We start from the raw sequence: 20,496 nt of genomic DNA on the forward strand, positions 1-20,496 counted from the left end.
ATCCAAACCTGAAGGAGCATCCACTGCCACTTTTATGCCGTCTATTTCATTAATCAATTCGACAGCTTTTCTGACCTTTGTTCTAAGTTTTCCTTTGATTCCAGTTCCAAGAAGACAATCAAGAACAATATATTCACTATTGTCATCCAAATCTATCTTGTCCAAATCAGTTGAATCCTTAATGAAATCAACAGACAAACGTGAGATTCTTGGTTCCATATTCATCAATATCTCAAGGTTTACCAATGCGTCATCAGACTTGATTTCATCTAATGTATTCAAGCAGTAAACTTCAACCTCAAAACCTCTATTCAATAAATGTCTTGCTGCTACAAAGCCGTCTCCACCATTTCCCCCAGAACCGGTAAAGATTAAAATCTTAACTGGTTTTGAAAACTTAAAAGTTGAAAGGGTTGCCACCTCATCTGATAATGATTTTCCGGCATTCTCCATCAAGCACAAACGAGAAAGCCCCAAATACTCACAATTATAATCTGTTGCCATCATATCTATTGGATCCATTATAACACCTTCGAATTAATTATTGAAATGACGATTTTTAAAAATATGAATTTTAAAAATGAATTAAAATTAACAATAAACATTATATTATATAATCATACTAATAATTAAATATAAGGACAAAAACAAAAAGAGAAAGATTTGAAAATTTTATAAAAAATTAAAATTATAAAAAATACTAGAATTTTACACAAAAAAAATGAGGAATAAAATGAAATCCCTAGAAATCTTATTGGAAACTATCAAAAAAGACAAAACAGGAATTATTGGAATCCTCATAATTATTGTTATTTTATTATATGGGATTTTAGGATCCATCTTCATCATGAATCTGAACATATACGATTCAATATATTACACCATAATAACTATTGCTACGGTAGGATATGGAGATATTATCCCTATAACCCCCTTAGAAAAGATTTTTAGTGTAACACTGGCTCTATCAGGAGTAGGGCTCTTGGCATATATCGTTACATTCATCATTAGTTCAGTTACACAAAACCTACATGACATTAGGAGTGGAAGAATTATGGAAAAGAAATTAGCTGAAATGGAAAATCATTATATCTTATGCGGTTTTGGAAGAGTAGGTGTCGCAGTTTATGAAGAATTAATGAAAAGAAACCAAAAAGTAATTATCATTGAAAAAGAGGAAGAGAAATTAGATGACATTGAAGGAAATGACAATGTAATTGCACTTCATGCAAATGCAACAGAGGACAAAACCCTTAAAAAGCTCAATATTGACAAGTCCTTAGGAATGATTGTAACAACTGGAAGTGATGTTGACAACTTATTCATTGTACTTACAACAAGGGAATTGTATAAGGATGCTTGGATTATATCAAGAGCAAGCAAAAAGGAAAACATCAACAGATTAAAGCATGCAGGTGCAAATAAGGTTATTTCTCCAGAGGCAAGTGGTGGAGCTGACATTTACTTCGCTGCTGTAGAACCTAATTTAGTCCATATCACTGAAAAGCATGGTGTGGATTACATTGGAAAGGAATTGGAAATTCTTAGAAAATACAATTGCCATCTTGAAAATATAGAATACCATTTCCATGGAATCAAAACTCCTGTTTCAAGAACCATCGGAGTTATGGATGAAAATGAAGAGGACAATTTCATTGAAAAGATCAATAGCAATGAAAATGTTAGAGAGTCCTTAGAAACAATTTACAACACTGTAAATGATGTTCACTCCCATTGGCTATCCGGTCCAGACAAATCCTATTTAGATTTGGCTATTGAAGAGCTTAAAAAAGAAGGAATTGTTTTGGGAGTTAATTTAAGCTTTGATGAAATAAATGAGTTTACTAAACAATTTAAAGAGTAAACTCTTAACTCTTTTTTTATAATCTCAACGAAACTCAAAATCTATATTCATTTCCATTAGATTCTCAGTTTCCTCAAGTTTATTAACTAGTATTTCATCCAAATCAGGATTGTTGTCGTTATAATCTATTTCTCCAAATTCACTTCTAGGTGAGAAAGCCAAGTGATCTTTTTCTAAGCTAAACTCATCACCACCATTTCCGACATTTCCACGAGCATCAAGCCTAATCCACTTATTTGAATCTTCAATATAGACAGTATTCAAGGCATGGACCATATGGCCTAAACTATCATCCTCAACTATTGTAAGGAGCTGATAGCTGATTCCTGATGGAATTCCATTTGCTCTAAGAAGTGCTGCAAGAAGACATGATTTTGCCCAGCATATTCCTGTCTTATTTATTAATGCATCACTGGCTGTCCTTGAAACTATACTTGTTTGTATATCCCATGAGTGTGGAATTTCATCTCTGACAAAGATATAAGCTCTTTTAATGTAATCTGCATCATCACATGATTGATCTTTTAATTTCTGAACCTTTTCTTGAATATGTGGATTCATATAATCAATGCTTTTTGTCTCATTCAAATATTCATTCATTCGACCATTCCTCTACCTAAAAAGTTGTAATGCAATTTCAAAAAATTTGTTAAAAATAGATAAAATAGATAATAATAAAAAAAGAAAAAGAGTGAGATAATGAAATTATCTCAAAATATTAATACAGCATCTTAAGTAATGTACTAATTAAATTAAATTTTAATAAATTACAGAATTATTCGAATAATTCGTGTAATTTCATGATGTAAGCACCTAACTTACCGTCGAAGTTACCTGCACTAATTTCAAGTACACCATCAACAGTACAAGCTGCCATAATACCAGCTTTCATAGCTGCTTTTACAGATTCTTCATCTACACCGTCAATAACGATTTCAAATACACCGTCTGCATCTGGTCTGATGTCAGAGTCTACTTGGTCTTTTAAGGTTACACACATTTTTTCGTTAGTGGATGCGTTTAAGAATTTGGAATATTTGTTGGATCCTACTTTGGAACCGGAAGCAACCATACCACCAGGGAATGGGGTAATAGTACCAGGTACGTGGGAAATTGCTTTTACAGCTAATTGAGCAGCTTTTACTCCAGCCATTACGTCTTTAGCTAAAATGAAGAAGTTTCCTCCTGCTACACCATCTTTGTAACCGAATTCGGATTCTACAATGAAGTCACCAGACATGATTGGAATGGAGTGTACTTTTCTGCCGTCAATGCAGCATTCTTTTTCGTAACCGTCACCGAAGAATTTGAGTTTGTTACCGGTTTTTAAGGTTTCTTCAGATTCAAGTAAGTTGAATGCAGCTGCAGTAGGAGCGGTTAATACACACATACCGATTCTTTCCATTAATTCGTGATCGAGTGCTTTTTTACCACCTTGACAGATCATGATTGCGTAACCAGGTCTTCCGTCAGGAGTACATTCAGCTGGTACAAAACAGTCAATACCTGCTTCAGCAGGACATCCAATTACAGAAGTTCCGTAACCAGTTGCTTCAGTTGCTGCGATTTTTGCTAATCTTGGAGTAGCTGCAGTTACTAAAATTCTAGTTACTTTAATTCCGAAACCTTCTGCGTAAGTATCTTTAATTTCTACACCGTTAATTTCCATTTTTTCACCATAAATATTTATAGAAAATTAGAATAAATTAAAATCTCGAGATTAATTTATAACAAATTAAAGTTGTTAATTTATACTAATAATTAAATATATATTAATTCATTAAAATAAAGTTTCCTATTTAATTGTAAACAAAAAAGTTTCTAAAAAAAATCTTTGATTAAATTGCAATCAAATAAAAATAATGATTAAGTTTATTTAAATTATTAATAAATATATTAATTGAAAATTATTAAGGTGTTTAAATGGAAAGAGAAAGTTATTATTTTTTACTGTTGCTTATTGGATTTACAATTTGCATAGGAGTATTCTGGTTCCAGTTTAACAATGATGTAACTACCTTTATGATAGTCAATGCTACTGAAGTTGAAGAGGGAGGATCATTTAAAGGTTCATTAATGGATTCCTACGGTCAAGGAGTAGCTAATAAGACAATCACATATCATAAGCCAGGATACCAAATGGGAACATTGGTGGATACGACAACGGATGAAAATGGTGAATTCTTCATAGAGGATGCCCAATATCTTGAAGATGCCGGCAAAGATAACTATTATGGTGATTTTACCTACGCTGGTGATGGCAAATATAAGGGATGCATCTATGAAAGAAATATTACAGTAATCCCAAATTAAATTTTTAAAAAAAAAGATTATTTTAATTAATAATCTTTAAATTAATTCTTTTTTAAATAAACTAATTTTAAGATAAACTAATTTAAAATTAAAAAAAGAGTAAAATAATTCTAATTTTAAATAATTTAATTTTAAAAATAAAAAAAAGAGCAAGTTAATTATAATTAAATTAATTTTTTATTTCTTCTTCTAAAACTTCTTTTTCTTCCTCTAAAACTTCTTTTTCTTCTTCATCGATTATTTCAAGAACCGGTTCTTCAGACTCTACAGTTGGTAAATCCTCATCAGAAACTTCTTCAGTAGTTTCTTCTATCTGTTCCAAGACCTTTTTTCCTTCTTCAGACAGCTCTTCATGCTTAGAACTTTCACTTTCAGCAAGTGAAAATGATCTGTCTAAAACATTGGTTCCAAACATCATAAGACATATCAATCCTATAAATGTTGACATCCAGAATGAAATTACTCTTTCTACAAGAGTTGCTGCTGCACTGATGGAAGCTGTAACACCTGCATTGGAGTATAATAAAATCATTATACCATCTACTGCACCGAGACCTCCTGGAAGCAAAGGCACCATACCAACCAATGATGCAATGATGAACACCTCACCAATAACAATTGGAGAAATGGTTGCACCAAATGCAAGGAACACAGCATAAACCCTTAAAATTTCAAAAATCCAAATTATAAAGGATAAAGGTAAAGCATATAACAATATGTTCCTATTTCTAAGCAACAGATTCATAGTGGATTGGAAACTAATAACAGCTTCAATAATTCTCTTTTCAGTATTTTCATCGTATTTTTTATAGAATCTGCGAGCAAGTTTTATAACCCATGAAGTGATCTTTACACCGAAAGCCTCATTGATACATACATAAATCAATACTGCAACTGCTGCAGTGATTCCAACAACACAAATCACCAATATGGCAAGTACGGCTGGATCCAATGAAAATGTAGAGATAATGCCGATAATTGTTATAATGGACAATATAAGGAATGGGAATGTATCAAAAGACCTATCTGCAACTACTGAAGCAAAAGTATCTTCAAATTTATAATTCCCTTCTTTTGCTAAAAGATAAGCCCTTACAGGTTCTCCGCCTCCACGGCCACTTGGAGTGATGTTGTTTACTGCCAAACTTACCAATACCATAGGCAATAGTCTTTTAACGCCTAAAGACATATTCGCAGCATTATTAATGATATGCCATCTCCATGCGTATAAAAAATAAGTAAATATTTGTAAAAGTACAGCCAATAAAACAAACCATAAATTAGATTGTTTAAGAGCCTCAAGGACCTCACCTATACCAATATAGTATAGCATGACCGCCATAATAGCCAAACCGACTATGAAGAACACAATAATCTTTTTATTTTTCATTTTATCAACCACTTTTTTACAAAAATTAATAAAAATTAGTTAAAAATTTAATTTTTCGAATAAATTCTGAATAATTTTGAATCATTCTTGAATAAATTTTTAAAATATTAAGTCTTTTATTAAATATATGCCAAATCTTTTATTTAAAATTATATATTTAACTTGGTATAGTTTGAATATTTGAAAACAAAACCATAATAATATTTAAATATGCAAAAAATAAATGAATATTTGTATGAAAAGGAAATATATTACTAAAACTGATTTATTAGTTGTGCTCCACTATTTAGGGTACATAATGCAAGGGTTAGGTGTGGTATTGATGACACCGGTTTTAGTTGCATTAATCTATGGAGAGTACATTAAGGTCAGTGCTTTTTTAATTCCTTGTTTTGTTTCATTTGCTCTTGGAACCATATTCACTCAAAAATTGAATAAATATGACAATCTAAGACTAAAGCATGGAATGCTTATATCTTCCTTTGCTTGGCTATGGGCTTCAATAATTGGAGCATCAATCATGGTCCTTTCATTAGGCATCCCTTTCATAGATGCAGTATTCGAAAACATGTCTGCATGGACAGGAAGTGGAATGACTTTTTTTATAAATGTTGAAATCTTACCTAAATCCATCCTATTTTTAAGAAGCTTGGAGCAATGGCTAGGTGGATTGGGAATTGTAATTATATTTATCGGAATTTTAATCAGATCAGGTACTGCAGCAGCAAGATTATACAAATCAGAAGCAAGAGAAGAAAAAATCAAGCCAAACATTGTAAATACATTAAGGAAATCTGTAGAAATATATTTGATTTATACTGCAATAGGAGTATTGCTATTTATCTTATTGGGACTTCCTATCTTTGATTCTGTGAACTTGACATTTACAAGCATCTCCACTGGAGGAATGTCCATCAAAAATGCGAATGTAGGATTTTATCAAAACGATTTGGTCTATATCGTCAGCATGCTTTTGATGATTATAGGTGCAACAAGTTTCACCATACATTATAGGATTGTAAAAACAAAAGGAAAATCCATTATTAAGGATGTTCAATTCCAATTGATGATTGTCTTGATTGCACTTGCAGGTGCAATAATTTTGCTTACAAACAATGGAGTGCCTATAGAGGAACTCTTCACCATAGTGTCTGCAATAACAACAACTGGAGCGAATGTAGTTCCTCCTGCAGAACTTGCAACATGGAAAAGCTCTTCATTGATTATCCTCATGATACTGATGCTAATTGGAGGTTCATCAGGATCTACTGTAGGTGGATTAAAGCTCATTAGGCTAACCACTGTCCTAAAGGGCATAAACCTAACTATCACCAACTTTGTATCCCCTGAAGGAAGAGTTTTGAATACAAGGATTGGCGATAAGAAAATTAATCAAAGAGAGATTAAAGAGGCATCTTCATATATGTTCGTATTTTTCATATTTTTAATCTTTGGATGGTTTATGATGACATTATATGGATATGACCCATTTACAGCGTTATTCGATGTAATATCCATACAAAGTAACAATGGATTAAGTACAGGAATAGTATTTGGAGGATTGCCAACACCTTTAAAGGTAACATTGATTTTCCTTATGTGGATTGGCAGATTGGAAATCATACCTGTCCTCGTATTATTTAGAACAATAGGTGCATTCCTCATTCCAAAAAGGCATTTAAAGAAAATGAAGCAAACTCCAGAAGAATAAGCCATAAACCATTGGAATTTTCCTCATTGTTCTGATTAATGAAAACTATTTTTACGAAAGATTTATAAATATAAATTAAGATATTAAAACAATAGAATAATTATATTAAAATTAATGAATTTTCATAAAAAAATTTTTATTAATATCAAATAAATTTTAATCTAATGGATTTAGTGATTATATAATTATGGATTAGTAAAAAAAGTTATTAGGTGTTTGTTATGTATATTGTGATTTTGGGCGGGGGTCGTGTAGGACTTTCACTTGCAGACCGTTTAATTATTCATGGTTATGATGTAACAATTATTGAAAGCGATGAGGACACATGTAATGAAGCAACTGAAAAATTAGATGCTATGGTTATTCGTGGAAACGGAACCGATACAAAAACTTTAGAAGATGCAAACATTGAAGATGCTGATGTTTTTGTAGCTACAACTGGTAATGATGAATCAAACTTGCTATCTTGCATTTTAGTTAAAGAGTATACCGATGGACAAATCATTGCAAGAGTAAGTAATCCAGATCACGAAGAGGCATTTAAAAAAGTTGGAATTGATAAGGTAATTAGCCCTGAACGAACTGCTGCAGGATTCCTTGAAAAAATTATTACAAGACCTAATGTAGCAGACTTAACAGCATTTGGTGCAGGTAATGCAGAAATATTTGATATGACTATCAAAAATAAGAAGATATTTGGAAAAAGAGTTTCTGAATTATCACCAACTAAAGATTATATTATTATTTCTAAAAATATGGACAATCATGAATTGGAAATTCCTCAACCAGATGACATCCTAAACGAAGGTGACAAGATTTCCATCCTTGTAAAAAGAAATGCTTTTGGAAAAGCAGAAAAGAAATTTATGGATGAAGGCGGAGGAGGATTATTCGGATTCTAATTCCTACCCCTTTTACTTTTTTTTAACTATTTTTATTTATCTTAATTTTATATCAATTTTAAAAAAAAAACTATTTTAAAAAAAAAGACTATTTTTATATCGTTTAAATTTAAAAAACTATTTTTGAAAAAAAGACTATTTTTATATCGTTTATTTAAAAAAAGAGAGAATAATCTAAATAAAAAATTACATTATTCCCATATTCATGCAAGACATTTTTACATGTTGATTGCCGTTTTTTACCCAAGGACCATGTCCTGGAAGCAAGTATTCAACATCCAATTCTTTTAAACGCATCAAGGATTCCTTCATGTCAATTGGACTTCCACCAATATCCATACGACCGACTCCACCATTGGAAAAAATGGTGTCTCCGCTAATAAGAATCTCACCATCGTATAATGATATTCCACCTTTGGTATGTCCAGGAGTGTTTAGAACTTCAAAATTAGCTATCTTATCTCCTTCTTCAAGTTCGATATCCACATCATGCTTCCTTACAATTGCACCAAATAAAGAGGAAACGGTCAATTCACTATCAGGATCCCTTAATGCTATAGCATCCACTTTATGAATTGCTATTTTTGCATTTGGGAAAAAATCATTTCCACCAACATGGTCATAATGACAATGGGTATTCACAATCAAATCTATATCTTCAGGTTCAATTCCAATCTCTCTGATGTTTGAAAATAAGTTTGAATTGCTCTGACCAGTTCCAGTATCCACTAGAATATAGTTATATTCTGAATCTGAATCAGTATTGTCAATTAAATAAGAATTAGAATCAGCCATTATACCTTCAATACAATAAACATTATTGATTTTTTCCATAATATCACTTAATTAGTATTTTATTAATAATTTTTAATAAATAGTAAATAAATTTACCTAAAATAAACTAAAAAATTAGAAAAATTGAAAATCCGAATAAAAATTTTGAATAATTTTCACCTAAAATAAACTATAAAATTAGAAAAATTGAAAAAAATAATAAAAAAAGTAAGTAAAAAATGGGGTCACAGGGATTTGAACCCCGATCCTAGGATTTCTCTTGCCTCAGTACTCCAATTGGTCATCACATAACCAATCTATACTGATCATCAGACTACGCGTTTTTCTTCAAAGACAACTGGAGTCCCAGATGATGCCAGGTTACACCATAACCCCATACTTATGAGATTAACATATCTGATATGTTAACCTAAAGCCAAGAGAGAGATTTGAACTCCCGTGTAATTGGTCTGCAGCCAACCGCTTCGCCTCTAAGCTATCTTGGCATAAATAATAATACAGTATTATAAAGTATGTTTTAATAATATATAAACTTATTGTTAAAATAAAAAATAGTTTAACTAATAAAAACAGACCGTGAATAAATAAAATAATTAAAAAATAATAAAAAACAATTAAAACAGAAAAATAAATGGTTTTGACTATTTAAATAAAGAATAAAAATTAGAATTTAACTTGTTTATCAAAACCACAGATTTCATCAATCTCAAATGCCTTTTCTAAACAGTAATCCTTTTCTACCTTATAATTTCCATTTCTAGTCTTTTCTATTAAATCTGGAGATAAGAAAAACCATTTAGTGTATTTGAATTTAACACCAAGATATGGATTTGCACCAAAAGTCTCTGAAAACTCAATCAAAGCATCTATTTGAGGATGATCAATATAAATCTTGTCTTTAGTAGTTGTCTTTACTTCAATAGCTAAGTAAATCTTACCATTTCCTGCAATAACATCAGGCAATGGTTTTTTAGTAGCTCCTCCAGATGCTGGAGCTCTCATAGCTGCAAAATTCCTATCCCATAATTTATGAACTAAATCTCTTTCTTCAGCTGAACCTTTTTTAGCCATATTAAAACCCACTTTAAATGTAACCTTAATACTTTTAGTTTATTTTTTTATATATAAATAGAAGCAGTTAGAGCATTTGAAAAGTAATATTTTGAAATATTTGAAAAAAATTAAAGAATATTTAAAGAATATTTAAAGAAATTTAAAAAAAGTTTAAAAATGGGGCCGGGGCCGAGATTTGAACCCGAGTCACAGGATCCACAGTCCCGTAGGATGACCGCCTACCCTACCCCGGCAGTAAATACCAATAATAAAAATAAAAAAAGATTATGCGGGAGCAGGGATTCGAACCCTGGTAGACCTGCGTCAACAGGTCCTAAGCCTGTCTCCTTTGGCCGCTCGGACACCCCCGCTGCTAAGAGAGGGAAGGAGATTCCCAAAAATCTTTCAAATATAAAAAATGCTCCGACCGGGATTCGAACCCGAGTCTTCGGCTCGAAAGGCCGAAATGATTGGCCGGACTACACCATCGGAGCATAAAATACAAATGCAATAAAACTTAATTGTGCAATGGGCCCAATGGGATTCGAACCCATGACATCCCGGTTATGAGCCGAGCGCTCTACCTGGCTAAGCTATGGGCCCAAAAGCGCCGTCGACAGGGCTCGAACCTGTGACCAATCGGTTAACAGCCGAACGCTCTACCTACTGAGCTACGACGGCATAATAACCCATGCTTGCAAATCAAGTTTTATAAAAAAATAACTGTAATAAAGACAGTAATAATATGTTGATTAACATAGTATATAAATGTTTCTATTACATAAATCAGTTATCATTCAAAAACATATATGCTCTCTATGCAAATATCATTGTAAAAATCATAAGTTTATATTTACAAAATTTAATATATAAGAATATATTATAAATAAATAAGGAAATCGAAGATAAAAAGAAATAATTAATTATTAAGAAATTAAAGACCAAAGGCGAAAACCATGAACAATATAAACAGCACTGAAACACTTGAATTGATTACAAAAGCTAACAATCTTAGCTTAAAAAAGGGATATGATGAAATAAGTCTTGAAAGGGCTGTTTTCTTATCATGGTGGTGCGATAAAGGAGATTGCAAATTCTGCTATATGAGCACTCAAAAGAATAAGATCAAAGATCCGACCAAGGCTAAACGTAGAGTAAACAACATATTGGCAGAAGCTGAAATGTGCAGCAGACTCGGATGGAATATAGAATTCCTTTCTGGAGGATACAAATCCTTTACAACTCAGGAAATCAAATCAATAGCTGAAAACATACACTCTATCACAGGAGATGGAGTATGGCTCAACACTGGAATCACCTCTGAATTGGAGGAATACGGAACAGAGATAAAAGGCATCACTGGGGCTGTTGAAGCTGCAAATCCAGAGTTTCAAAAGATAGTCTGTCCAAGCAAGCCACTTGATCAAATCAGCGATATGTTGGATACAGCAGGAGATCTTGGATTCAAGAAAGCAATCACAATAATACTTGGTCTTGGAGAAAGCTTCGAAGATGTTGAATACCTAAAGGATTACATTAGAGAACATAAGATTGATAGAGTGATCTTCTATTCCCTAAATCCTCATCCTGAAACCGAATATGTAAACAGCTCCCAACCTGCATCATTATATTATGCTAAAGTGGTGTCTACAATAAGGCTTGAATTCCCAGATTTAGAGATAATCTGTGGAACCTGGACTGACAATTTAGCAAATATAGGAATACTTATTTTAAGTGGAGCCAATGGAATAACAAAATTCCCTCTCTTTAAGATGTTCGGTACAAAATATGGAAAAAGGGTGGAAGAGGAAGTCAAATGGACTGGAAGAACCCTTAAAGGAACATTTACCGATAAAAGCAAATTAGGTCCTGAAAAAAGTGAAATCAGCCCAGAACTTGACCAATACATTAAAAGATACATTAAAGATTCCTTAAAAAACAAATACAAATAAGGAATCTAAAAAACACCAAAAACTCACTATAAAAATTCTAAAAAATTCTATAAAAGTACTATAAAAGTACTATAAAAATTCCTTATATAATATTCATATAAAGATAATCTTTATAAATATAATAGTACATAAATTAACATAATATGAATTTATAGTTAATTAATATAACTTTTCTAACAATTCTTATAAGTTAACTAATTAGTTAGCTAATTATTCTTATTTAACTAAAAATAATCTAAATAAAATAAAAAAAATATTAAAAATCCTTGGAGGGATTAGTATAGACGTAAATATGATGTGTGGACTTGAGATTCACGTACAGCTTGAAACTGACTCAAAATTATTTTGTAACTGTCCTACAAACTATCAGGAAGCACCAGCAAACACAAATGTTTGCCCAGTATGTTTAAATCAACCAGGTGCTAAACCATTTCCAACAAATGAAAAAGCGATTGAAAATGCTTTAATGATTTCATTAATGCTTAACTGTAAAATTGATAAGAACTTCACTTATTTCATGAGAAAACACTATGATTATCCTGACTTGCCTTGTGGATATCAGAAAACTTCTGTACCTATAGGTTACGAAGGAGAATTGAATGGTGTCAGAATCAGAGAAATTCACATGGAAGAAGACCCTGGACAATACAAACCTGATAGAGGAATTGTAGACTTTAACCGTTCTGGAATCCCACTTATCGAGATTGTTACTGAACCTGATATGCACTCCCCAGAAGAAGCTCGTAACTTCTTAAAAGAGCTTATTAGAGTATTGGAATACAGTGGTGGAGCTCGTGGAGAAGGTACCATGAGAGCAGACGTAAACGTTTCCATCAATGGTGGAAACAGAGTGGAAATGAAAAACATCAACTCCATCAAAGGTGCATACAAAGCTTTGAACTTTGAAGTAATCAGACAAAAAAATCTCTTGAAAAGAGGACGTGAAGTTAAACAGGAAACCAGAGCTTTCTTAGAATCACAAATGATTACCGTTTCAATGAGGGATAAGGAAAATGCAGATGACTACAGATTCATCCCAGATCCAGATTTACCTCCAATGAAAATCAGCGATGACCAAATCAATAAGGTTCTTGATGTAATGCCTGAAGCACCACACAACAAAGTTAAAAGATTTATGGAAGAATATGGCATTGATGAAGAATCTGCAAAAGTCCTAACATCTGAACTTGATTTAGCTCAATGCTATGAAGAAGTTGCTAAAGAAGTTGACCCTAAATTTGCAGCTAAATGGATGAGAGACGAACTTAAAAGAGTATTGACTTACAATAAGCTTGACTTTGCAGATAGTGGAATTGTAGCAGATGACTTGATTGAATTATTCAATATGCTCCAAAATAAGGAAATCACCACAAAAGCAGGTCAAAGAGTCATTGAACAAATGCCAAACAACAAACAAACTCCAAAAGCAATTGCTGAAGAGTTAGGATTGGTTGGTGTTGTAAAAGATGATGAAGTTAAAGCTGCAGCAAAACAAGCAGTTGAAGAAAATCCAAAAGCTGTAGAGGATTACCACAATGGTGAAAAAGCTTCATTAAACTTCTTGATGGGCCAAGTAATGAGATTGACCAAAGGAAAAGCAGATCCAAGAGAAACTGTAAAAATCCTTAAGGAATTACTTGAAGAATAATGGACTAACTTTTATAAATTGTATCATAGAGGTGAAAGAATGGATACGGAAAAAACTACAGTAAAAGATTACATGACAAAGAATGTATATACTGTAAGATATGATACACTTAATAAAGATGTAATTCAATTAATGAAAGAAACAAAGCACGACGGTTATCCAGTTGTAGATGAAAACCAACAGATCGTTGGAATAATAACCGCTTATGACTTATTGTTAAAGGACTGGGAAACCGAGTTTGTCAGCGGAATCATGTCTAAGGAAGTAATCGTTGCAAGAGAGGATATGCACATCAACGATGCTTCAAGAGTAATGTTCAGACATGGAATCTCAAGACTTCCTGTAGTGGATAAGGAAAGACATGTAAAAGGAATCATGACCAATACAGATATTGTAAGGTCACATATTGAAAGGTCCACTCCAACTAAAGTAAGTGCATTCAGAGAAACCATGGAAAAACTCTATGACATCAAGACCACATTGACAAGAGAAGCTGTGCCTGTTGAAAAGATAAAGCCTACTCAAGATAGGGTTTATGCTGATGAATTACAAGGAAGAACCTACGAACTTGAAAAAGGATTGGCAGAACCTACCATTGTAGTTAAAACAGGTGACAGATACATTTTGGTTGACGGTCACCACAGGGCAGTTGCATCTGTGCAATTAGGTTTGGATAAGATTGATTCCTATGTAGTGGATTTCAATAAGGACATTACATTAGGAATGGAAAAAACCGCTGAAAAGCAAGGATTGAAAACCTTCAATGACATTACCATTATCGATGATGACCAACATCCTTTAATAGCTTTAACTGAAACCATTAAAACTTCAAATCAGAAAAAGCATCAAGAAGAAGTAATGAAAAAAAGAAACAGCTAAAATATAAAAAGAGTTAAAGCAAAGGAGTGAAATCATGGCAAATGATGAAATCATAAGAGAGGTATATGAAGTTTTGGAAAGTCGTAGAGACTCACCTATAGATTCCTATACTTCAAACATCATGAAAGATAGTGATAAAAAAGCAGAGGATAAGATCCTTGAAAAAATAGCTGAAGAATGTGGAGAAACCCTTATTGCATCAAAAAATGATGAAAACTTGGTTTACGAATCTGTTGATTTGATTTTCCACACATTGCTCCTTTTGGTTTACAAAGGAGTTAGCTATGATGAAATATTAGAAGAGTTCCAAAGAAGAAGAAAATAATTTTCATTTATCTCTTCTTTTTTTTATTGAAAAAATAATTAGTTTTATATATTACGAATTAAAAAGATAATTAAAAAAATAATTAAAAAATAATTTAAAAATGACAATGAACTCATAGACCAATGAGAAAAATAAAAGTTAAAAAATAATTTAAAAATTAGCTTAAAAAATAATTATTTTAAAACCAATTCCATATTACGCATCCCTCTTTTTTTACCAGGAATACCGAATGATTTTTTCTTGAAGACCTTAAATCCTTTAGAGCTGTATAGTCTGAATGCACCATCATTTCTAAAGTCTGCATCCAAAACCACTCTTTTGCAATCCAAATCCTTTGCAAGTTGAATCAATTGGTCCAATGCTTCTGTACCATAACCCTTTCCTCTTTGATTTGAGCAAATGGCCAATTCACATATGTAAAAATCATCATCTTCAACATCAACCAAAACAAAATTATCCATAAAGGACACTTTGGAAAGCCCTAAAGCTTCACTGAATCCAAGGGTTTTAAATTGATTTTTAATGTCTCCAAAAAGGGAATGCTGCACTCCTTTTCCACCATTGAACATTCCGATAATCTCTTTTTCATCCTTGTCTTCATCATCAAAAAAGACATAGAATAGATCATTGTCATCCACTTCAGCATCATCGGCAAAATCGATTAGTAGCAATCTATTCTTAATAGCTTCCACACCTTCATCCTTTGATTTGAAAACATGCTTGAATGTTCTATAATCAACATCATAGATGAGTTCAGCCACTTTATAGACATCATGAATTTCTGGATTGAAATCTCTAAAAATCAATATAAACACCAAGATAAAAATTTAATGAAATAAATTAAAATAAATTAAGAAATAAAAAAGTTAAAATGAATATTATAATGAATAATGAAAATTATTCTTTAGAACTTTCCACTCTTTTAGCAATGTTTTTAGCAATAGTCAAGGCACAGACCCCAGCGCCAAATCCATTATCAATATTGACAACAGACAATCCAGGAGCACAGGACTGCAACATGGAATACAATGCAGCCTTGCCATCTGCACCAATACCATAACCTACTGATGTTGGAACAGCAATTACTGGAACATCCACCAATCCTGCAACAACAGAAGGCAATGCCCCTTCCATTCCTGCACAGACAATGAATGCACAAACATCCTCTTCAACCATATGGGCAATCTGAGGAAAGAGCCTATGAATTCCTGCAACACCAATGTCATAGGAACTGATTACTTCACATCCTCCCTGCTCAACAATGACTTTCGCTTCCTCTGCAATAGGAATATCAGAGGTTCCTGCAGTTAAAAGTCCTATTTTGCCATATTCCTCTTTAAAATCAACTAAAGCATCCTTGTAAATTATTAAAATCTTTGCTCTCTTATTATAATCAAATTTTATTCCTTTTTCGAGCAAATAATCCAAATCCTTTTCTAATAATTCATACCTTTCTTTAGATAGTCTTGTAATTATAATATTGTTTTTCAATTCAATTGAACCATTTGATTCTCCTTTTTCAAGAAATCTTTTTATTATGGTCAATAAATCTTCATAGTCCTTACTGTCAGCCAAAATAGCTTCTGGAAAGCCAGTTCTGTCTTTCCTGGAAGTGTCAATCTGTGCCACTTCATCCAATTGGCGAATATTTTCAGCTTTTAAAAGAGTCTCACACTCTTCAATTGAAATTTTACCTTCAGCAAGACTTTTAAGAATCTCTTTCATTTTATCACAAACATCATAAAATTTTAGTAAATTAAAAATAATTTTTTATCACAAAAAACAAAACATTATATTAAAAAGATTTATAATTACTATAATATATAATTATTATATTGATTAATATTAAATTTTTTTAATGATTATTTTTAATGATTAACTATTAAATTTTTATAATGATTATTTTTAATGATTAACTATTAAATTTTTAAATCATCCATTAATTTTATTTACGGTGAAAAAGTGAAAACTGAAAAGGTATTGGTAGAAGGGATAGTGCAAGGAGTAGGATTCAGACCCTTCGTATATAGAATAGCTACAGAATTGGAATTGGTAGGTTATGTAAGGAACTTGGGAAATGTAGTTGAAATAATAATCCAAGGTTCTGATGAGCAAATAGCTGATTTCATATACAAGCTCCAAAATGAACTTCCGCCAATAGCTAAAATAAACAATCTGGAAACTGTAGAACTTAAAGATGAAGAAGAATACGCTGATTTTACAATAAAGGAAAGTTCAGACAGTTTCTCAGGGACCTCTGTCATTCCACCAGACCTTGCAATCTGCGATAAATGTTTGGAAGAGATTAACGATCCAAACAACAGAAGATACAATTATCCATTCAATGCCTGCACTGATTGCGGCCCACGTTTTACCGTAATTGAAAACGTCCCATATGACAGGGACAAGACCACTATGGATGATTTCCCATTATGCAACGAATGTGAAGTTGAATATAAGAATCCTCTTGACAGACGTTATCATGCAGAAGCAAGCTGCTGTGAAGTTTGCGGACCATCCTTGGAATTATATAAGAATGATAATCAAAATCCAGTGAAGATTGACTCTGAAGACCCTCTAATCGATACAGCAAAACTTCTTGATGAAGGGAAAATATTTGCAATCAAGGGAATCGGAGGAACACATTTGGTTGCTAATGTAATGCTAGAAGATACTGTAAACCTTTTAAGGGAAAGATTAGGCAGAGAAAATCAGGCATTTGCAGTAATGAGTCCAGATATTGAAACAGTCAAGAGATACGCACTGGTTTCAGATGCTGAAGAAGAGACATTACTGTCAAAGGAAAGACCTATTGTAATCCTAAAGAAGAATGAAAACTACAATTTCGCAAAGTCTGTATCCCCTGGATTGCACAATATAGGAGTAATGTTGCCATATGCTCCATTGCATCATCTTCTATTCAATCATACAGACACTCCAGCATACATTATGACATCAGCTAATGTTCCTGGAGAGCCAATGATGATTACAAATGAGGAAATACTTGAAAACCTTGATACAATAGCTGACTATTACCTCGTTCACAACAGAAGAATATTGAACAGATGTGATGACTCTGTAGCAAGATTCAGAAACAATGAGCTTGCTTTCATAAGACGTTCCAGAGGATACACTCCAGAACCTTATGACCTGAAGGGAAAATACACAGATTTGAATGGCGAATTCGACAATCTGAATATTCTTGCTCTCGGCCCGGAACTTGACGTTACATTTACAATCCTTAAGAATTCAAAGGCATATGTATCACAGCATATTGGAAATACAAACAAATACAGAACCTATGAATTCCTTCAAGAAGCCATCAAGCATATGATGAGAATTACAAAAACAGACAGTTTCGATGCAATAGCTTGCGATTTGCATCCACAATTCTTCACTACAAAACTTGCTAAGGAATATGCAGAGGAATACGGCTGTCCATTGATACCTGTACAGCACCATCATGCTCATGGAATTTCCCTATTGAATGACCATTTCAGTGAAGATAGAGACAATAATGAAATGATCATAATAGCTGCTGATGGAGTGGGATACGGTGCAGATGGAAACTCTTGGGGAGGAGAAATATTATACACAAACATTAAGGATTTCGAAAGAACAGCTTCTTTAATGCCTCAAAAGATGCCTGGTGGAGACTTATGCACTAAATATCCTGCAAGAATGATGGCTGCAATATTAGCCAATCCAAATAGTGACTATGAAAATGAGAAGTACACTGAAGATTACATTAAGGAATTGCTTAATAATGATTACATCAATTCATTCCAGCATGGAGCAATTGAAATAAAAAGCCTATTCAGGCAAATGGAAACCAATCTCAATGTTGGAATTAATACAAGTACCGGAAGGGTTCTTGATTCTGTATCCACTGCACTCCATATCTGTGATAAAAGAAGCTACGAAGGCGAAGCTTCAATGAAATTGGAATCCTATGCTTATGAATACAAGGAAGAGGATACCCTTGAAGACTTCCCAATAATCATCAAGGAATACGAAGATGAAAAGGGCACCAGAAAGATTCTTGATACAACAGCAATCATGAGATATGTTGTAGATAAGATTGAAGAAGGAGAAGACCTTAATAAAATAGCTGTAGCCGGCCAAAAGGCAGTAAGCATTGGACTTGCAAAACTTGCTGTAGAGTCTGCAAAAGAAAAGGGAATAAAAACAATCGGTGCAACTGGTGGAGTATTCTATAACGAAGCGATTACTGATTACATCAAAACATACATAGAAAATGAAGGATTTGAATTTATCCAACACATTAATTCATGTCCTGGAGATGGATCAGTATCCTTAGGACAGGCCATAGTGGCAGGATGCAAATTATAAAAATATTAAAAATTTATTATTTTAGCCGATTTAACTCTTTTTATTTTTTTATTTTTTATTTTTTCTTAAACCTTTTAATTCAAATTTAAGAATATTTTTTAAAAAAAACAAATCGATATATTTAAATATATCGAAATGATAATTATAATTATGACTGAACAAAACAAGGATAACTGTTGCGACTGCAATTTAACAGATGAACTATTAGAAAATATTCCAGATAATGAAGAGTTGGAAGAGATTTCAGATATCTTTAAATCAATTGCAGATCCGACACGTTTAAAAATATTATTTTTATTGAAAAATGGAGAATTATGTGTATGTGAAATATTTGATGCATTGGATAAATCACAATCTACCGTTTCACACCATCTGCACATACTTAAAAAAGAAAAAATCATCAATGGGCGAAAAGAAGGCAAATGGATTTACTATAAGCTGAACAATCCAGAAATCCTTGAAAAATTAGCTGAATTCTCAAAGGTGATTGAATGAATGAAAAAGTAGCCCTTGCATCCTGTAATGGTATGAGTCCTAATGGATTAGTGTCAAGAGTGGCTGTAGGAGATGCAAAAAAGGAAGATGAAAATATTATATCAATTTGTATGGGTTCCACTTCAGCAGATATAAAAGGTGAAAACAACGCTATGCTTAAAAAATATCCAATTATTTCCATCAATGGATGTAATGGGGAATGTGTCAATAAAATTCTAGAAAACAGAAACATTAAAGTTAAAAAATCAATTAATGTTGGGAAAGTTCTAGAAAATTACGAAGTTAGAGCAAAAGATCCTTTTAGATTAGATGTAGAAAGTGAGGAATGTGTCAAAATAATCAAGAATAAAATTTTGAGTGAAGTCGATGAAATAATAGATTAAATAGGTGGAAATATGGATTATTTCAATGAAAAAACTTGGGAAACATGGGCAAATGACAATTATGAAGAATTCCAATCTCTTAAGGATGGTGCAAAAATAGCAATCCTCCTTCCAAATACTGACAATTTGATAATACTTGAAAAAGGAAGTGAAATTTCAGTGAAAATTGATGATCGATATTCATTTGAATTCCCATTTGCTGAGATAGGGTTTAGATTTGATGAAGGTGCAGTTGATAAAGTGCTTAATGATAAGACTTTAAAAACATTCCAAAGACTTACATCAAATGATGAAATTGGAATCATGTCATTTGTAAAGGAAGATACATTATTAGAATATGACTACACCATGTTTTTAAGGAAATTTGGCTTTGAATTAAAATGCAATTGTTCATGTGGGTGTTGCTGATGAGTGATGGGTGGAATTTTGATGG

20 protein-coding genes and 7 tRNA genes are annotated in these 20,496 nt (G+C 32.5%); 12 read left to right on the plus strand and 15 right to left on the minus strand.

Annotated elements, in window-relative coordinates:
• The coding region (locus ACKI67_RS02155; protein ID WP_407461754.1) for an NAD(P)H-hydrate epimerase at window positions 1-522 on the minus strand (522 nt) is incomplete at its 3' end.
• Between the two features lie 211 nt (window positions 523-733).
• Between ACKI67_RS02155 and ACKI67_RS02160 the strand changes: the two genes are divergently transcribed.
• A complete protein-coding gene (locus ACKI67_RS02160) occupies window positions 734-1,864 on the plus strand; it encodes an NAD-binding protein (RefSeq protein WP_407461756.1) in 1,131 nt (376 codons plus the stop codon).
• A gap of 24 nt (window positions 1,865-1,888) precedes the next feature.
• On the opposite strand, the gene ACKI67_RS02165 is transcribed toward ACKI67_RS02160, so the two are convergent.
• Both ACKI67_RS02165 and fhcD read right to left on the minus strand, forming a co-directional pair.
• Complete coding sequence (locus ACKI67_RS02165; protein ID WP_407461757.1) at window positions 1,889-2,464, minus strand: transglutaminase family protein; 576 nt, start codon at window positions 2,462-2,464, stop codon at window positions 1,889-1,891.
• 175 nt (window positions 2,465-2,639) lie between these two features.
• Complete coding sequence (gene fhcD, locus ACKI67_RS02170) at window positions 2,640-3,533, minus strand: formylmethanofuran--tetrahydromethanopterin N-formyltransferase (protein WP_407461759.1); 894 nt, start codon at window positions 3,531-3,533, stop codon at window positions 2,640-2,642.
• A 254-nt stretch (window positions 3,534-3,787) separates the two neighbouring features.
• Here fhcD and ACKI67_RS02175 point away from each other — a divergent pair, with 254 nt between their 5' ends.
• Entirely contained in the window at window positions 3,788-4,177 is a 390-nt protein-coding gene (locus ACKI67_RS02175) for a hypothetical protein (RefSeq protein ID WP_407461760.1), read from the plus strand.
• A 169-nt stretch (window positions 4,178-4,346) separates the two neighbouring features.
• Here the strand turns inward: ACKI67_RS02175 and ACKI67_RS02180 are convergent, their stop codons facing one another.
• Entirely contained in the window at window positions 4,347-5,567 is a 1,221-nt protein-coding gene (locus tag ACKI67_RS02180; protein WP_407461762.1) for a UPF0104 family protein, read from the minus strand.
• Between the two features lie 235 nt (window positions 5,568-5,802).
• Here ACKI67_RS02180 and ACKI67_RS02185 point away from each other — a divergent pair, with 235 nt between their 5' ends.
• A complete protein-coding gene (locus ACKI67_RS02185) occupies window positions 5,803-7,278 on the plus strand; it encodes a TrkH family potassium uptake protein (RefSeq protein ID WP_407461764.1) in 1,476 nt (491 codons plus the stop codon).
• A gap of 221 nt (window positions 7,279-7,499) precedes the next feature.
• Complete coding sequence (locus ACKI67_RS02190; RefSeq protein WP_407461765.1) at window positions 7,500-8,180, plus strand: potassium channel family protein; 681 nt, start codon at window positions 7,500-7,502, stop codon at window positions 8,178-8,180.
• 186 nt (window positions 8,181-8,366) lie between these two features.
• On the opposite strand, the gene ACKI67_RS02195 is transcribed toward ACKI67_RS02190, so the two are convergent.
• The 9 genes from ACKI67_RS02195 to ACKI67_RS02235 all read right to left on the minus strand — a co-directional run bounded on the left by ACKI67_RS02195 (window position 8,367) and on the right by ACKI67_RS02235 (window position 10,709).
• Complete coding sequence (locus ACKI67_RS02195; protein WP_407461766.1) at window positions 8,367-9,014, minus strand: MBL fold metallo-hydrolase; 648 nt, start codon at window positions 9,012-9,014, stop codon at window positions 8,367-8,369.
• 180 nt (window positions 9,015-9,194) lie between these two features.
• Window positions 9,195-9,350 (minus strand) — tRNA-Trp (locus ACKI67_RS02200).
• Window positions 9,351-9,388: 38 nt separating this feature from the next.
• Window positions 9,389-9,460 (minus strand) — tRNA-Cys (locus ACKI67_RS02205).
• 178 nt (window positions 9,461-9,638) lie between these two features.
• Window positions 9,639-10,046, minus strand: a complete 408-nt coding sequence (gene hjc / locus ACKI67_RS02210) for a Holliday junction resolvase Hjc (RefSeq protein ID WP_407461767.1) — start codon at window positions 10,044-10,046, stop codon at window positions 9,639-9,641.
• A 160-nt stretch (window positions 10,047-10,206) separates the two neighbouring features.
• Window positions 10,207-10,282 (minus strand) — tRNA-His (locus ACKI67_RS02215).
• A 34-nt stretch (window positions 10,283-10,316) separates the two neighbouring features.
• Window positions 10,317-10,399, minus strand: a tRNA-Leu gene (locus ACKI67_RS02220).
• A 48-nt stretch (window positions 10,400-10,447) separates the two neighbouring features.
• Window positions 10,448-10,522 (minus strand) — tRNA-Glu (locus ACKI67_RS02225).
• A 35-nt stretch (window positions 10,523-10,557) separates the two neighbouring features.
• Window positions 10,558-10,631, minus strand: a tRNA-Ile gene (locus ACKI67_RS02230).
• A 5-nt stretch (window positions 10,632-10,636) separates the two neighbouring features.
• Window positions 10,637-10,709 (minus strand) — tRNA-Asn (locus ACKI67_RS02235).
• A gap of 275 nt (window positions 10,710-10,984) precedes the next feature.
• On the opposite strand from ACKI67_RS02235, the gene ACKI67_RS02240 reads away from it, so the two are divergent.
• The 4 genes from ACKI67_RS02240 to hisE all read left to right on the plus strand — a co-directional run bounded on the left by ACKI67_RS02240 (window position 10,985) and on the right by hisE (window position 14,832).
• Entirely contained in the window at window positions 10,985-11,980 is a 996-nt protein-coding gene (locus tag ACKI67_RS02240) for a radical SAM protein (RefSeq protein WP_407461768.1), read from the plus strand.
• A gap of 292 nt (window positions 11,981-12,272) precedes the next feature.
• Entirely contained in the window at window positions 12,273-13,628 is a 1,356-nt protein-coding gene (gene gatB / locus ACKI67_RS02245; RefSeq protein ID WP_407461769.1) for an Asp-tRNA(Asn)/Glu-tRNA(Gln) amidotransferase subunit GatB, read from the plus strand.
• Between the two features lie 39 nt (window positions 13,629-13,667).
• Window positions 13,668-14,507, plus strand: coding sequence for a CBS pair associated ParBc domain-containing protein (locus ACKI67_RS02250; protein ID WP_407461771.1), 840 nt, complete (start codon window positions 13,668-13,670; stop codon window positions 14,505-14,507).
• Between the two features lie 34 nt (window positions 14,508-14,541).
• Window positions 14,542-14,832 carry a phosphoribosyl-ATP diphosphatase gene (gene hisE / locus ACKI67_RS02255; protein WP_407461772.1) on the plus strand — a complete coding sequence of 97 codons (291 nt, stop codon included), beginning with the start codon at window positions 14,542-14,544 and terminating at the stop codon, window positions 14,830-14,832.
• Window positions 14,833-15,005: 173 nt separating this feature from the next.
• Here hisE and ACKI67_RS02260 read toward each other — a convergent pair whose 3' ends face one another.
• The gene (locus ACKI67_RS02260; protein ID WP_407461773.1) at window positions 15,006-15,638 is read right to left on the minus strand and encodes a GNAT family N-acetyltransferase; all 633 of its coding nucleotides are present in this window, start codon (window positions 15,636-15,638) and stop codon (window positions 15,006-15,008) included.
• Between the two features lie 91 nt (window positions 15,639-15,729).
• On the minus strand, window positions 15,730-16,557 hold the full coding sequence (larB, locus tag ACKI67_RS02265; RefSeq protein ID WP_407461774.1) for a nickel pincer cofactor biosynthesis protein LarB: 828 nt from the start codon (window positions 16,555-16,557) through the stop codon (window positions 15,730-15,732).
• Between the two features lie 237 nt (window positions 16,558-16,794).
• Between larB and hypF the strand changes: the two genes are divergently transcribed.
• The 4 genes from hypF to ACKI67_RS02285 all read left to right on the plus strand — a co-directional run bounded on the left by hypF (window position 16,795) and on the right by ACKI67_RS02285 (window position 20,471).
• A complete protein-coding gene (gene hypF, locus ACKI67_RS02270) occupies window positions 16,795-19,185 on the plus strand; it encodes a carbamoyltransferase HypF (RefSeq protein ID WP_407461775.1) in 2,391 nt (796 codons plus the stop codon).
• Between the two features lie 150 nt (window positions 19,186-19,335).
• Window positions 19,336-19,680, plus strand: a complete 345-nt coding sequence (locus tag ACKI67_RS02275) for an ArsR/SmtB family transcription factor (protein WP_407461776.1) — start codon at window positions 19,336-19,338, stop codon at window positions 19,678-19,680.
• Window positions 19,677-20,063, plus strand: coding sequence for a putative zinc-binding protein (locus tag ACKI67_RS02280; RefSeq protein ID WP_407461777.1), 387 nt, complete (start codon window positions 19,677-19,679; stop codon window positions 20,061-20,063). The genes ACKI67_RS02275 and ACKI67_RS02280 overlap by 4 nt, the downstream gene beginning before the upstream one ends.
• Window positions 20,064-20,075: 12 nt before the next feature.
• Window positions 20,076-20,471 carry a hypothetical protein gene (locus tag ACKI67_RS02285; RefSeq protein ID WP_407461778.1) on the plus strand — a complete coding sequence of 132 codons (396 nt, stop codon included), beginning with the start codon at window positions 20,076-20,078 and terminating at the stop codon, window positions 20,469-20,471.
• Window positions 20,472-20,496 lie beyond the last annotated feature (25 nt).

This window comes from Methanobrevibacter sp. (assembly GCF_045577275.1).
GTDB lineage: Archaea > Methanobacteriota > Methanobacteria > Methanobacteriales > Methanobacteriaceae > Methanobrevibacter.